Consider the following 15765-nt stretch of genomic DNA (forward strand, 5'->3'; position numbering starts at 1 on the left):
GAGAAGGGTGAGTTGCTTATATACTGAGGGCTATTCTATATAAAGGTGGGGGTGGTTGCGGACGAAAGGAATGATTTTCGTCGACCGGGTGAGTGCTTCTGGGCGGGCGCTCATTTTTCGGTGGTTGGATTTCATAGAATTTATTTTCATGATTTTAATCCGCTATCCTGAATGCCGATTGTTCTTATAAAAACCCGTGGGATAGTATCACCTCATAAAAACGCTTGCCATTAGCATGCAAAAAGCCCTGCTACCTAAGAAGAAGTAGCAGGGCTTTTTGCACTCTTACAGGGGCTTCTTACTACTCTACCACCAAGCGTCGGGTGATAGTGCCGGTAGCGGCCGTCAGGCGTAGCGTGTACACGCCAGCGGCCAAGCCGCGCAGGTCCACAGTGGTGCTGGCGCTGGTGAGGGACAACTGCCGTACCGTTTGACCCAGCGCGTTGAGCAGCACCGCCGGGCCGGTGCGCAGACCCGCAGGCACTTGCAGCGTGGCCGTGCCGTGGGCCGGGCTCGGGTACAGCAGCACCTGAGCCGCCAGCGCGTTGTCAGCCATACCCAGCGCCCCGGCCGAGACTAGGTTCAGGAAGAAGCGGCCCGGCAGCGTGGTGGTCGTGGTGGTGAAAGCGTAGCTTACGCCCGCCGCCAGCGCCGTACGGGTGTTCTGCAAGGCATCTACCAGCACCAGCGTGGTGCCGGGGGCCAGGTTTTGCAGAGCAGTTGCCGTGAAGGTGTAGCTGCCCACGGCAGGTACTCCCACTTGCAGCGGAATGGTGGTCGCCGTGCTCAGGTCGGCCCGGCCGTCGATGGCCAGTGCCGGGCCTGCCGTTGTAAGCGTGGCCACGTTCAAGCCGTGCGGATTGAGCAGCTTGGTCGCGTCAAAGGCGGCATCGACGGCTGCCGTGGCGCTGGCTTCGGCGTAGAGGTACACATCATCTGTGAGTCCAGCCCCGGCCAGCGTCAGCTGGAGTTGCGGGCGGGTATCGGCAGCTGTGCGGCGCACCGGCACCTGCGTAGCGTAGCTCGTTAGGCGATGAGCGTCGCGGAAGGTGAGCGAGCCAGCCGTTTGCCCCGTGCTTACTTGCACCCAGAAGCCCTGCGCCGCGCCGATGAGCGGCGAACCGTTGCCCACACCGTTGACATAGGACCGGTAGGCCCCACCGTAGGCGCTGCTGCTCTCATACACATAGATGGAGGCATCCAGCCCAGGGCGGTCGGCCGGCGCGATGCGCGTCCAATCGATGGGAGCCGGGTAGGGGTTGCCCACCAGGGCCCAGCCGCCAGCAGCGGCTGTGGGGCCAGTGGTGCGGGCCAGGTTAACCGCGTACGTACCCGTGTTCAGCGTGCCGGTGAAGTCCACTTTCTCCGTCCCGGCCAAGTACGTCGAATAGCCTTGGCCCACGGTGAAGGCAGCCGGGGTGGTGGGGCTGGTGGCGGGCGAGTACCAGCCTTTGTCGAAGCCGGAGTACGTGCTGGCGGGCCCGGCTACGCGCGCCTGGTCGTAGCCCAGTACTGTTGGGAAAGGCGTGACGTAATTAGGTGTGGCTGATGTATTGTAGGTCGGGTTGAAAACGGGTGTGAAGGTAGCCGTCTGCAGGTCGGCCAGCGTATTGCCACGCACCGGCGAGCTGTAGTGACGGTAGCCTAGGCCCTGGTTCGTGGTCGTCAGGTAGCGTTGCACGGTGGCCGTGCCGCCCGTCACCACACCGCTGCCGCTGTTCACTACCAGGGCGGTGCCCGTAGCGTCCGAGAGCAAGGTCAGCGTCTGGCCGCTCAAGTCTAGGTTGCCGGCAGCCCCGATGGTAAGGGTCTGGGCGACGGCGGTAGGCGCGGTCAGCGTCAGCGTGGCGGGGTTAGTCGTCGTCAGGCTGCGTACCCGGGCGGGTAAGCCGGTACCCGTTTGCTGGGCCACGGTACCGTTGTAGAGGTAGTTAGCATCGGTCGAGAACGAGCGGCTGCCCGTTACCCGCACCGCACCAATAGCGCCGCTGGCACCGATGCCCTCGGCGTTGCAGATGGCTAGTGTGCTGCTGGCCGCCAGCGTGAAGCTGCCGATACCCGTCAGCACTTGGCAGTTGGTGCTCAGATAAGCACCCGCTTGCACCGCGAAGCTGCCGTACGCCACTACCCCACTGCCCAGGCTGGCCGCACCCGTGCCGGTGATGGTCACGTTGCGGTAGTTGCCGGCGGCAATGGCTACCGGGCTGCCCATTGTGCCCGTGCTAATGCTCAGGTCAGTGAGCACCGTGAAGGGCAGGCCGTTCGAAGTACCGCCGGCCGTGGTCACGGTCACGTTGCCGGTGCTGGCGCCGGCCGGCACCGTGGCCGTAAGGCTGGTGGCCGAGCTCACGGTGAAGCTGGCGGCGGTGCCGTTGAAGCTCACTGCCGTGGCGCCGCTCAGGGCGCTGCCGCTGATAGTGATGGCATCGCCTACCACACCGTAGGCTGGCGTGAGGGCCGTGAGGCTCGGTGCGGGCGTAAGGGCCTGCACCGTCCAGGTGTAGCTGAGGGCTGGGCTTTCCACGTTGCCGGCGTTGTCGATGGCCCGCACCTGGAAGGTATGCGCGCCCACGCTCAGGCCGGAGTAGCTAGCCGGCGAAGCAGCCGAGGCAAAGGCTGCACCGTCAAGGCTGGTTTCGTAGCGGGCCACGCCGTTGGCATCGGTGGCAGCGAAGCCGAAGCTGGCCGTGGTGCTGGTTGTGGTGGCGGCTGGCTGGTTGCTGATGGTCGTGACGGGCGCGGTGTGGTCGAGCAGATACGTTTCGTACACCGCCGCGCCGCGCACCAGCGCGTTGCCCGCCGCATCGGCGATACCAGTGTTAGAACCCAGAAACAACGTGAGCGTGCCGTCGCCGGTTAGGTTGCGCACTTCCACGTCGTATACGCTGCCGCTCACGGCCGTGACGCTACCGATGGCGCCCTGGGCCGAGTTAACGGTCGTGAGGCCCATGATGGCGGCGCCAACGCCCGTCACCGGCTTGGTGAAGGTGAGGCGGAACACCACGCCCGTGCTGCCGCTGGCGTTGGTGAGGGGCGCCGTGGGCGCGTAGCGCACGAGGCTGGCCACGGTGGGCGCCACGCCATCCACCAGCACGGCAGCCGTGCTGGGCAGGGTGGGCAGCGCGAGGCTGGCATTGAGCCCACCACTGCTGCGGAGGCTGCCGCCGTTCAGCGTCAGCACGCCCACGGCAATGCCGTCAGCATCGAAGTCGCCCACCTGCGGAATGTAGCGGAAGGTAAGGCCGGTGCTGCCCGACCCGCTGACGTAGCTGGCAGCCATGCTGGCGCTGCCGATGGTCAGGCCCAACTGCGGCGTACCGGTCACGGTTACGGCCTGGTCGAAGGTCAGCACGAAGTCCAGGGTGCGGAAGGCGCTGGCGGCGGCCGGGCCGTAGGTGCCATTGGCCGGCACGGCTACGCTGGCAATGATGGGCGCGGTGAGTACCGTGAAGGCCAAGCCGTTTGAGGTGCCGCCGGCTGTAGTTACTACCACGTTGCCGGTAGTAGCACCTACCGGCACGTTCAGTACGATGCTGTTGGCCGAGTTGCTGGTGAAAGCATTGCTGTTTACCACCGTGCCGTTGAAGCTCACGCTGCTGGCGCCGCCCAGGTTGCTGCCCGTAATAGTGACGCTGGTGCCCACCGGCCCACTCGTGGGCGAGAGGCTGCTCAACACCGGGGCCGGCGTCCGGCCGGTACCAGTCAGGTTCACTGTGTAGGTGCCCAGGCTGGAGGTAATCATTAGTGTACCCGGGCGCACTCCCACGGCCGTGGGCGTAAAGACGACGTACACCGCCGCCGTGGCCCCTGCCATGATGGTGTTCGGGTTTGCCCCGCTGGTGGCGTAGTCGCCGGTGGTCGTGATACTGCTAATCGATAAGGCCGCCGTGCCTGCGTTCGTCAGGGTGAAAATGGCGGTGCCGGGGGTATTTACCACCTGCGAGCCGAAGTTGTAAGCCCCGCCGCCGCTGGGGTAGCTGGTGCTGCCTTCCGTCACGGCCAGTTGCGGGGCCAGTACGGTGAAGGTTACGCCGTTGCTGGTGCCGCCGGGCGTCGTCAAGGTGACGTTGCCGGTAGCGGCGCCGCCGGGCACCACGATGCCGGTAATCTGCGTGCCCGCGCCATTCACGGTGAAGCCAGTGGTTACAGCGGTACCGCCCGCGAAATTAATGGACGAGGCACCGGTCAGGTTCGTGCCCGTGAGGGTAACGCTGGTGCCCACCGTACCGCTATTCGGACTGATGCTGCTTAGCATCGGGGCCGGCGTCTGGCCGTTGCCGGTCAGGTTCACGGTGTAGGTGCCCAGGCTGGAGGTAATCACCAGCGTGCCATTACGAACACCACTGGCCGTGGGCGTAAAGGTGGCGCTGACCGTAGCCGAACCACTGGCCGGCACCGTGGTGGGAACCGCGCCGCTCAGGGCGAAATTGCCGGAGGCGGTAATGCCGGAAATGGTCAGGGCCGCGTTGCCTACGTTGGTCAGGGTGAATGCTACGGGCGCGCTAGTGGTGTTCACCACCTGGTTGCCAAAGTTGTAGACGCTTCCATTGTTGGGGTAACTGGTGCCGCCCTGCGCCACGGCCAGCTGCGGGGCCGTCACCGTGAAGGGGAGGCCGTTGCTGGTGCCATCAGGCGTGGTTACCGTTACGTTGCCGGTGGTGGCGCCGATGGGTACGCTCACCGTCAGGCCGCTAGCCGTGTTGTTGCTGATGGCCGTCGTCGTGGTGCCGTTAAAGCTCACGCTGGTGGCACCCGTCAGGTTGCTGCCGGTCACGGTGACGCTGGTGCCTACCGGGCCGCTCGTGGGCGAGAGGCTGCTGAGGGCCGGCGCGGGCGTGGTCAGGTTGTTGAAGCGCACGCTCACCGTGCCACCGAAGTTGGCGGTGAGCAGGTCGAGGTCGCCGTCGCTGTCCACGTCGGCCAATGCCACGGTGGTGGGAGCAACGCCCACGACCGGGTTGGTGCCGCCGCCAAATACGCCGCTGCCGTTGTTGAGGCGCACGCTCGCGCTGGTGTTGCTAAAGTTGGCCGTCACTAGGTCGAGGTCGCCGTCGCCGTCCACGTCGCCCAGCTTCACGCTGTAGGGCGAGGTGCCCACAGCCACTTCCGTACCGCCGCCGAATACGCCCGCACCGTTGTTAAACCGCACGCTCACATCGTTGCTGCCGTAGTTGGCCGTCAGCAGGTCGAGGTCGCCGTCGCCGTCCACGTCGCCCAGGGCCACGCTATACGGGTTGGTGCCCACGTTCAGGTCGGTGCCGTTGCCGAACACGCCCAGGCCATTGTTGAGCCGCACGCTTACCGTGCCCACGTTGCTGTTAGGCGTCAGCAGGTCGAGGTCGCCGTCGCCGTCCACGTCGCCCACTACGGCGGTGTAGGGGCCGCTGCCCACGGCCGGGTCCGAGCCACCGCCAAAGCTGCCGCTACCGTTGTTGAGGCGAATGCTCACCGTGTTGCCGTCGTTGCTGGCGGCTAGAATATCGAGGTCGCCGTCGCCATCCACATCACCCAGCGTTACGCTGAAGACGTTATTAATAGCGGTAGGGCCCACGGATACTTCCGAGCCGCCGCCGAAGCTGCCGCTGCCATTGTTGAAGCGTACACTTACTGTGTTAGCGCCGTAGTTCGAAGTCAGCAGGTCGAGGTCGCCGTCGCCGTCCACGTCGCCCACCGTTACACTGCGGGGCAAGCTACCCACGGCCACCTCAGTGGTGCCGCTGAATGTGCCGCTGCCGTTGTTGAGGCGCACGCTCACCGCATTGTTGTCATCATGGGAAGCCAGAACGTCAAGGTCGCCATCGCCATCCACGTCGCCCATCGTCATGCTATAGGGGTAGAGGCCCACGGCCGGGTTAGTCCCGCCGCTGAAGACGCCCGTGCCGCCCGTGGCGGCCGCCGTGAACTGCACCACCCGCGCCGCCGCGAGGCTGCCGCCCGCTGTGGCCGTGGCGGCCGTCGTCACCGTGGCCTGCACCGTTTCGCCGGGCTGGAAGGTGGTGGCGGGCGTGTACGTCAGGGTCGAGCCACTGGCCACGGCTGGCGTCGCACCCCGCGTCAGCAAGCCGCCGCGCTGGCCGGAGAATACTTTCAACGCCGAAGCCGAGCCGCTGGTAACAGCCTGGTTGAACGCAACCTGCACCGGGCTGGTGCGGGCGGCGTTGCGCAGGTTGGCCACGGGGCTCACGGCCGTGATGGCCAGTGGCGTTAGCACGGTAAACGCTACCCCATTGCTGGTAGCGCTGGCCGTACTCACGGTCACGTTGCCGGTGGTGGCACCAGCCGGCACCACGATGCCGGTAATCTGGGTGGCCGTCACGCTGAAGCCACTGGTAACCGTGGCACCGCCGCCGAAGGTGATGGTCGTGGTACCGGTCAGGTTCGAGCCGTTCAGGGCTACGATGCTGCCCACTGCGCCGCTCGTGGGCGAAATGCTGGTCAGGGCCGGACCGACCACGCCGGTGCCGGTCAGGTTCACGTAATAGTAGCCCAGGCTGGAATAGATAGTGAGGTAGCCCGAGCGGGTGCCGGAGCTTAGGGGCGTAAAGGTGGCGCTCACGGTGGCCGTGCCGCCGGCGGGCACCGTGGTGGGCACAGCGCCGCTGACACCGTAGTTACCCCCGGACGTAATGCTGTAAATGGCTAGGTCAGCCGTACCCGCGTTGGTCAGGGTGAAGGTGACGGGGGCGCTGGTAGTGTTTACTACCTGGCTGCCGAAACTGTACGCCGTGCCGTTGCTGGGGTAGCTGGTGCCGTTCTGCGTGACGGCCAGTTGGGGCGTCAGGACGGTGAAGACGGGCCCGGTGGCCGTGCCGCCGCCGTTGCTCAGGTACACCGGGCCGGTGGTGCTGCCGCTGCGCACCGTGAAAACCAGCGTAGTGCCGTTGTTGCTGCTGATGGTGCCCGTGCTGCCGGTGCTGCCGTTCACCCGCACCGTCACGGTGCCGCCCGTCAGGTTGGTTCCGGTGATGGTGACGCTGGTGCCCGCGGGGCCGCTGGTGGGCGAGATGCTGGTGATGGTGGGCTGCTGGTACACCGTCAGGTTCACGCCGTTGGTGGTCACGGTTCCGGCCGTGGCCGTTACCGGGCCCGTTACGGCGCCGGCGGGTATCACCACGCCGGTAATCTGCGAGCCGGCGGCATTCACGATGAAGCCGCTGGTTTGGGTAACCCCGCCCCCAAAGGTGATGGTGTGGGTGCCGTAGAGGTTGCTGCCGTAGAGCGTAAGCGTAGCGCCGAGCGCCGCCGCCGCCGGGCTCACGCCCGAGAGGCTGGGCGTGGTCACGGTGAAGACGGGGCTGGTGGCCGCGCCGCTGGGCGTGGTCACGGTGATGGTGCCGGTGGTAGCGCCGGTGGGTACCACGGCCGAGATAGTCGTGGCCGAAGTAGCCGTAAAGCTGGTCGCCGCTACCCCATTAAAGCTCACAGCCGTGGCCGTACCCAGATTGATGCCCGTGATAACGACGGTGCTGCCCACCGGCCCCATCGTGGGCGCAATGCTGGTGATGCCGGGCTGGGTGCCCCCAATGTTGAAGCGCACGCCCACGGTGCCGGCGTTGCCGTTGTTGTTGTCACTCACCAGCAGGTCGAGGTCGCCGTCGCCGTCCATGTCGGCCGTGTTGATATTCAACACATACGACCCTACCGGAATGCTCTGGGTCAGACCGAAGATACCCGTGCCGTCGTTGAGACGCAGCAGCACTCGGCGGTCATTTACTTCCGAGGTCAGCAGGTCGGGGTCACCGTCGCCGTCCACGTCGGCCAGCACCGCGTCGTACGAGCGGTTCTCCTGGGCCACGCTGCGGGTGCTGAAGTTGCCGCTGCCGTTATTCAACCCAATGGTGGTGCCCAGGGTGCCGGTGCCGGTGCTGCACACCGCAAAGTCGAGGTCGCCGTCGCCGTCCACGTCGCCCAGCGACAGCTGGTAGGCGTAGTCGTTGACGGTAACCGTCTGCGTTTTGGTGAGTGCGCCGTAACCGTTGTTGGTCAGCACGTACACGTAAGCCGGATAGTTGAAGGTGCCGGACAGGGCATCGAGGTCGCCGTCGTTGTCGAGGTCGCCTACCACCAGGCCGCGCGAGGAGAAGCCCGTTGTAGTACCCTGCCCGGCGCCGAAGGTGCCGGTGCCGTCGTTCAGGCTTACGCCCACTCCTCCCGAGTCGGACGACACCAGGTCGAGGTCGCCATCGCCGTCCATGTCGGCCAGCACTACCTCTCCACTGGCGCTCACGGTCTGGCCGTTGGTAAAGACGCCGCTCCCGTTGTTGAGGCGCACCAAGGCCGATGAGCTGCCGGTGCCCACGAAGTCCACGTCGCCATCACCATCCACGTCGCCGGTGGCGATGTAGCTGTTGGCGCCGGCCAGAGTTTGTGAAGTGCTGAAGGATGTGCCGTTGCCGTTGTTCAGGCGCACGTTCACGCCGGCGCCGTTCGGGCCGCCCACGATACCTACCAGCATGTCCTGGTCGCCGTCGTTGTCAACGTCGGCCGTCACCACGGCCAGCGGGCCAGTGCCTACGCTATGGTCGGCGCCCAGCTGGAAGAGGCCGCGGCCGCCGGTGCTCACGCCCGTGCGGAATTGGTATACTTTGGACCGCGGCAAGGTTTCGCCGCCGGTAGCCATAGCGGCACTCGTGACGGACACGCTCACCACCTCGCCGGCCTGGTAGGGCTGCGTGGGGGTGTAGGTGAGGGTATTGCCGCTGCGCACTACCGGGGTGGTGCCGCGCGTGAGCAGGCCGCCGCGCAGGGTCGAGTGCACCCGCAGGCCGTTTTCGGCGCCGGCCGCCAGGGGCAGGCTGAAGGTAAGCTGCGAGGGGCTGGTCAGACCAGCAGCGCGGTTGTTGATGGTCGGCGACACGGTCGTGACGGCCAGGGCCGCGGTCAGCGTGAACGTGAGGCTGTTGCTGGTGCCGACCGGGGTGGTTACCGTCACGGGGCCGGTGATGGCCCCGGCGGGCACGATGATGCCGCTAATCTGCGTGCCGGCGGCGTTGATGGTGAAGCCGCTGCTGACGGTGTTATTTGAGCTGCCGGCGAAGGTGATAACCGTGGTGCCGGTGAGCGTGGTGCCCGTGAGGGTGAGGCCGACGCCCGTCGGGCCGCTGCCGGGGCTGATGCTGCTGAGCACCGGCGGCTGAATTACCGTGAACGTGCCGGTGCTGGTGACGGTGCCCCCCAGGGCCTGCACGCTGATGGGGCCGGTGGTAGCGCCCGCCGGCACCGTAGCCGTGATGCTGGTGTTGGAATTCACCACGAAGCTCGTGGCGGCCGTGGCGTTGAAGCTCACGCCGGTAGCGCCGGTGAAGTTGGTGCCCGTGATGGTGACGCTGGTACCCACCGGCCCGCTCGTGGGCGTGAAGCTGGTGAGCGTGGGCGGCAACACTACGATAAATATAGTGGAGCTGGGGGCGCTGGTGCCGGCGGCCGTGGTTACGTTAAGATAGCCGTTGGTGGCGCCCACGGGCACGTTTACCGTGAGGCTGGTGGCGGTGTTGTTGGCAATGGCCGTGGCCACGGTGCCATTGAAGCTCACGCTGGTAGCGCCAGTGAAGTTGGTACCGGTGATGATAACGCTGGTACCCTGGGCGCCGCTGGTGGGCGTGAACGAGGTGATGATGGGCACTAAGGAAGGCCCGTTGAGGCAGACGTTCACGGCCCCATACGAACTCCCCGACGAACCGGAGCTTTCGAGCAGCACATCGAGATCGCCGTCGCCGTCCACGTCGCCGGTGGCCAGGTTGTCTTCGGCGCCACCGGTGCTGAGGCTCAGGGTCTGGCCCCCGCCGATAATCCCGTTGCCATTGTTGAGGCGCACGTTGAGCGCCCCGGAGCTCACGGCCAGCAGGTCGAGGTCGCCGTCGCCGTCCACGTCGGCCAGGTCCACGTCGCTGGGATAATAGCCGCCCAGTACCGAGCTGCTGGCGGCGGTGCTGGGGTAGGTGCCGTTGCCGTTGTTCTTCCAGATAGCAACCGTCCCAGGCCAGTTGTAGGAGCAGGTGGCCAGGTCGAGGTCGCCGTCACCGTCCATGTCGCCCACGGCCACGCTCACGCTTTGGCCAGCGGTTATGGTGGAGCCGGCGGGACCCGAGGCGAACGTGCCGCTGCCGTTATTCACATACGTCGCAATCGAGGTGCTGCTGCCGTTGCCGCCGTTGCCTATGTCGCGCACGATGTCCAGGTCGCCGTCGCCGTCCATATCGGCCAGCACTACGTGCGCGGTGTTGGTCGAGGGCAGGGTCTGGCCGCCCCCAAAGCTGCCGCTGCCGTTGTTGAAGCGGATGGCCAGCTCCGAGTACAGCCGGAGCGGCGCCACCAGGTCGAGGTCGCCGTCGCCGTCGAGGTCGCCCAGGGCCAGCGTCGGCGCCGAGCCCGTACCCAGCGACACGGTACCGTTGGTGCTGAAGCTGCCGCTGCCATTGTTCAGCAGGATGGTGGCCCAGCCCACGGGCAGGGTCGAGGACCCTTGCTGGTATACCTGGGCCACGGCCAGGTCGAGGTCGCCGTCGTTGTCGAGGTCGCCCATGGCCAGCCCGGCCGCGCCGTCGAAGGTCATGATTTGGCCGCCGCTGTAGTTGCCCGCTCCGTCGTTGAAGGTGATGCCTACACTGCCGCTGTAGCTGCCGCTGGTGGCCATGTCCAGGTCGCCGTCGCCGTCGAGGTCGCCCAGGCATACGTTGCTGGCAGCGCGCGATGCGGGAGCGTTGGAGGCCACCGCGAAGTTGCCGGTGCCGGTGGCGCCGACGGCCGTGCGAAACTGGTACACCTTTTTGCTTACGGTCAGGCCGCTGGCGTTGGCAATGGTGGCCGGCACCGTCACTTCAACCAGCTCTCCCGGCTTGAAGTCGGCCCGGCTGCCGGGCAGGCTGCTGCGGAACGTAGCCGTGCTGCGGCTCACCGTTACGTTGCCGGCCTTGCGGCCGCCCACCTGGCTCGAAAACACCCGCAGGTTTTGCGCCGAAGCGGCCGTTACGGGTTCCGAGAAGGTCGTGCTCAGCGCGGAGCTGGTCACCAGCGCGGTATTCAACGCCGGCGCCGGGTTGGTGCTGGTCACGCGCAGCTGCGCCGTGAAGGCCGTGCTGGGCACGCTGGTGCCGCCCGGCGAGGTCAGCACCACCTGCTGGGTAGCGCCGGTGCCGGTGGGCACCGTGAAGCTGAGGCTGGTGGCTGTGCCCAGGGTGAAGGCGGCCGCGACGCCGTTCACCGTTACGTCAGTGACGTCGGCCAGGCGGCTGCCCGTCAGGGTGATGGTCGCGCCGGCCTGCCCGCTGGCGGGCGCAAAGCTGGTGATGACCGGGGGTAGCGACACCAGGAAGCTGAGGGCGTTGGTGGTGCCGCCGGGGGTGCTGACGGTGAAGGTGGCGTTGCCGGGTTGCAGGCCGCTGGGCACTACCACGTTCGAGAGCGTAGTGCCGGCCGCGTTGGCCGAGTAGCCGGCGGCCCCGAAAGTGCCGCCCACCCCGGTGAAGGTAACGGCGCTGGGGTTTTGCAGGTCGGTACCCGTCACGGTGAGCACGGTACCAGTGGCGCCCACGGTAGGCGTGGTGCTGGCCAGGGCCGGGGTCGGAATGACGGTAAGGTTGGTGCTGCTGGTGGCCGAACCGCCCGCCGTGCTGATGCGAATAAGGCCGGTGCTGCTGCCCGCACCCACCACAAAGCTGAGGGAGGTGCCGGTGGGCGTGCCCGAGATAGTCCCCGCCGTGCCGTTAACCGTGACGCCGGTGGCGCCGGCCAGGCCGGTGCCCGTCACGGTGACGGTGGCGCCGGCGCGGCTGGTGGTGGGCGCAAACGAGGTGATGGTGGCCGTGGCGTTCTGGTTCAGGAGCACGCCCACGGTGTTGCTGCCGTTATTGTTACTCACAATATCGGCCAAGGCGTCGCCGTTGAGGTCGGCCAGGGTCAGGGCCAGGGGGGCGCTGCCGGGGCCGGCGCTGTAGCTGGTGACGGTGCCGAAGGTGCCGGGGCCGCTGCCCAGCAGCACGCCGACGGCATTGCTGCTGTTGAGGGCCAGCACGGCGTCGGGACGGCCGTCGGCGTTCACGTCGGCCAGGGCGATGGCGGCGGGGGCGCTGCCGGCGCCAGTGCTGGTCGTCGTCACGGTGCCGAAGGTGCCGGTGCCGCTGTTCAGCAGCGTGCCAATGGTGTTGGAGCCGGTGTTGGCCGTCACCAGGTCCGGCCGGCCGTCGGCGTTGAGGTCGGCCAGGGCCACGCCGTTGGGGGTGCTGCCGGCGCCGGTGCCGTAGGCTGTAGCAGCGCCAAAGGTGCCAGGGCCACTGCTTAGCAGCACGCTGGCGGTGCTGTTGCCGCTGTTGGCCGTCACCACGTCGGGGCGGCCGTCGCCGTTAATGTCGGCCATGGCTACGCCCAGCGGGGCGGTGCCGGTGCCGGTGGCGTAGGTCACTACCGTGCCGAAGCTGCCGCCGCCCGCGTTCAGCAGCACGCCAATTGTGTTGCTGCCGTTGTTGGCCGTTATGATGTCGGGGTTGCCGTCGGCGTTCACGTCGGCCAGGGCCAAGCCCAGGGGGGCGCTGGCGGCGCCGCTGCCGTAGGTAGCCACAGCGCCGAAGCCGCCGCTACCGTTGTTCAGCAATACGCCTACCTGGTTGGTGCCAGTATTGGCCGTTACCAGGTCGGGATAGTTGTCGCCGTTCAGGTCGGCGGCGGCCACCCACTGGGGGGCGCTGCCGGCGCCGGTGCCGTAGGTGGCGGCGGCCCCGAGGCTGCCCGTGCCCGAGCCCAGCAGCACCGCCACGGTATTGGTGGCGTTGTTGGCGGTGGCCACGTCGGGCTTGCCATCGGCGTTGAAGTCGGCCACGGCCACGCCCACCGGGGCGCCGCCCGTGCCCGAGCTATACGTGGTGGCGGTGCCAAACAGCTGCGCCTGCGCTGCCGGCGCCAGGGCCAGCAACGCGGCGCTCATCAGCAGGCGGCGCATGGCCCCCGCTGCTCTCCCAATCCCTTTCGAGGAGAAGTGTTTCATATAAGCTTCCTGAACAATGATGATAGTCGTTGCTAACGTCCGTATTTAACGCAAGCAAAGGATTTTGCAAAACAGGCGCCAAAGGTCTGACTATTTGTTCGTACTTCCTACTATTTGTTCGGTATATCAGTCTAAAAATTCTTTTTTTTTAGCGCCGTTACGGCCGGGCTTTGCCAGAGCGACCCGCTGGTGATGGCCCTGTGACCATCCGTATAGTTTATAGTTGGCGAGGCCACTACGTAAGCAGCGCTGGGAATATTCCTGCTGCCCCCGCACCACTGATTACTAGTGGAGCCACTGCAGTAGCCGAAAAAGCTTGGCAAATATCTGTTTAGGTGCGTGTTGTAGAGAAGCTGCCATCCGCCGTCACTATGGCCATCATTACTGCTGTAAAAGCTGTTGAAATGACGCTACCGGTGCGCAGGGCGGCTTGCGTGACCAACTCAACACCAGGCCGCTGCAGGATAGTAACACCTTTGCGGAACCGGTCACCGAGACCGGTCACCGAGACCGGGTGCTCATTCTGGGTGTACGATATGGCCTTTAGAGGCGCTATTTGCTGCCCCTGCCGGTGCTGGTAAGGCAGGAGTGGTATCCACAATTGGTTGGCTCAATGCTGCTTATACTAGCTGATATAAGCAGGAATTGGCAAGTCTGCCACATAAAGCCAAAAAGGCCCTCAGCGTGCGCTAAGGGCCTTTTTTGTGGTCGCATAGGGAAATTAGGAATGCTGCCCGAGGCTGCCACAGGGCCCGCAATGTGGGCCAGCTTTACGCAAACGCGGGTAGCAGTCGCACGGCTTAGCACCGCTTGGCATCCGCTGGCAGGAAACCCGCCACAGAAACTGCCACACTACGCCGCCCGCCGCCGGGGCGACTTGCGCATGAATTCCTCGACTAAACGCAGCTCGTCCACGCCCACGTAGTGGTTAAACGCTTCCTCGGTCTGGTGGCCGGTGGCCTGCATAATCAGGCGCGCCGGCACGCCCTGGTAGAGCTTGAGGGTGACGAAGGTTTTGCGGCCGATTTTGGTTGTCAGGTTCAGCCGGGTGATGCCCGAGAGGCGCTGCACCACCTTCAGAAACTCGTTGGCCCGGTAGCACTCGGGCACCAGCAAATCGAAAGGCGAGCGGTGCTCGTAGCGGTTGGCCAGCGCGACGGGCTGGAATAAATCGTCGTCGTAGAAGGGGATGTACACCGTGGCCTCGTTCTTGGCCGTGGAGTCGAGCACGAGCAGGTTGCCGCGCACGTGCTGCCAGGCGGCGCGGTTGGCGTCGCTGATGCGCAGGCCGGTGTAGCAGCACTCCAGAAACTTGTCGCGGGCCAGCTCGACGTGCGCCAGCCAGGCCTCGGCCGAGGCATCGTCCTGGTGCTTGCCAGTGGCGCGGCTCATCTCCACGCGCAGCACCAGCAGCCGCTCCCGGGTGGCGGGGTCGGTGAAGTCGAGGGCCGCGATGGTGCGCAGCTCGGCTTCGCTGAGGGCATCGACGCGGCCACGCAGTTTGGGGGCCGTGAACTTGCGGTAGTGCCGGTGCACCGGCATATCCAGTTCCGCTTCGGCCCAGCCCAGGAAGGCTTTGAGCCGGGCGATGTGCTTGCCGAAGGTATTGACACCCTGGCCCAGCTCCTCGAGCATGTAGCGGCGGAAGTCCTGGTAAAATTCCAGGTTGAGGTTTTCCACGCGCAGCTCGATGCCCCGGGCCTCGGCGTATTGGTGGAAGCGCTCGCGGGTGGCCTCGAAGCCCGCCTTGGTGGTTTTGGAGAGCGGCTTGCCCGAGTGGCCCCGCGGCTTGTACAGCTGCTCCTGAATCCAGCGGCGCTGCAGCTGGTCGAATTCGGAGGTGGTAGGCGCGTCGGCCGTGGCCACCGGGGCAGGGGAGGGGGCCGGCTCCGGCACCGGGGCCAGGCGCAGCGCGGCCTCGACGGCGGTGCGGAGTTCGTCCTTGGGCAGCTTGCGGCCCTCGCTGGTGGCACGCTCCTGGGCCTGACCGGCGGCTTCGCTGGCCCGGTTCAGGCGCGGGTTGACGGCAGCGTGGGGCGTGCCGGGCTGCACCTTCACGAGCTTGGCGGCCTCGTCCCAGTGCTCGGGGCGCACAACCACGCCCGTGCCCAGGCGCAGGCGGTTGCCCTCCCAGCTGATGGTAAGCTGCACCGGGGCCGTGCCATCGGCGGCCAGGGCGTCGAGGCGGAGCTGGCGGGTGAGTTTCATGGCAGGGCGGGTAGAAAGGCCACAAGGTAGAAAAAGCGGCGCAAACCCGGGAATTCACAGCCGCGGCGGGCATAAATACGTAAGTGTTTTTGTTGCACTTTACTTCTTATACTTTGCATTCAGATGGCCGATACGGTTCTGTTTTCCGAGTCTTATGGCTCCGTGCTCGTGGATGAGCAGGTGCCCTGCGTCATTACCCAGTGGCACGGCTTTGCCAACCAGCAGCAGTTCCGCGCCCTGCAGGGCTTTGCCCTGGACTACTTCGAGCAGCGCTCGACGCCGGCGCGGCCCTGGGGCTGGGTGGGCGACGTGCGCCAGATGAGCGCCATCCCGCAGGCCGTGCAGGAGTGGCTGCGCGACGAGTTTAACCCCCGGGCCACGGCGGCCGGGCTGCGCGAGGTGAGCGTGGTGCTGGCCGAGAGCGTGCTGGGGCAGCTGGCCACCCAGCAGTACGCCGACCGCACGGCGCAGGCCGTGACCAAGGGCAGCTACGAGCTGCGCACGGCCTACTACCCCACCCTGGCCGAGGCCAAGCAGGGGGCGCGGCAGTCCCTGGCGCAAACCGCCGGCTAACGACGCAA

General features: G+C 66.2%; 3 protein-coding genes. 1 reads left to right on the plus strand and 2 read right to left on the minus strand.

Annotated features, from left to right (window positions below; all coding sequences use genetic code 11):
* Positions 1 to 301: 301 nt before the first annotated feature.
* Both Q5H93_RS12215 and Q5H93_RS12220 read right to left on the minus strand, forming a co-directional pair.
* Complete coding sequence (locus tag Q5H93_RS12215) at positions 302 to 12976, minus strand: FG-GAP-like repeat-containing protein (protein WP_305006813.1); 12675 nt, start codon at positions 12974 to 12976, stop codon at positions 302 to 304.
* Positions 12977 to 13828: 852 nt separating this feature from the next.
* A complete protein-coding gene (locus Q5H93_RS12220) occupies positions 13829 to 15184 on the minus strand; it encodes a phage integrase SAM-like domain-containing protein (RefSeq protein WP_305006814.1) in 1356 nt (451 codons plus the stop codon).
* Between the two features lie 123 nt (positions 15185 to 15307).
* Here Q5H93_RS12220 and Q5H93_RS12225 point away from each other — a divergent pair, with 123 nt between their 5' ends.
* A complete protein-coding gene (locus tag Q5H93_RS12225; RefSeq protein WP_305006815.1) occupies positions 15308 to 15757 on the plus strand; it encodes a hypothetical protein in 450 nt (149 codons plus the stop codon).
* Positions 15758 to 15765: the final 8 nt, after the last annotated feature.

It is taken from the genome of Hymenobacter aranciens, from assembly GCF_030580865.1.
Taxonomy (GTDB): domain Bacteria; phylum Bacteroidota; class Bacteroidia; order Cytophagales; family Hymenobacteraceae; genus Hymenobacter; species Hymenobacter aranciens.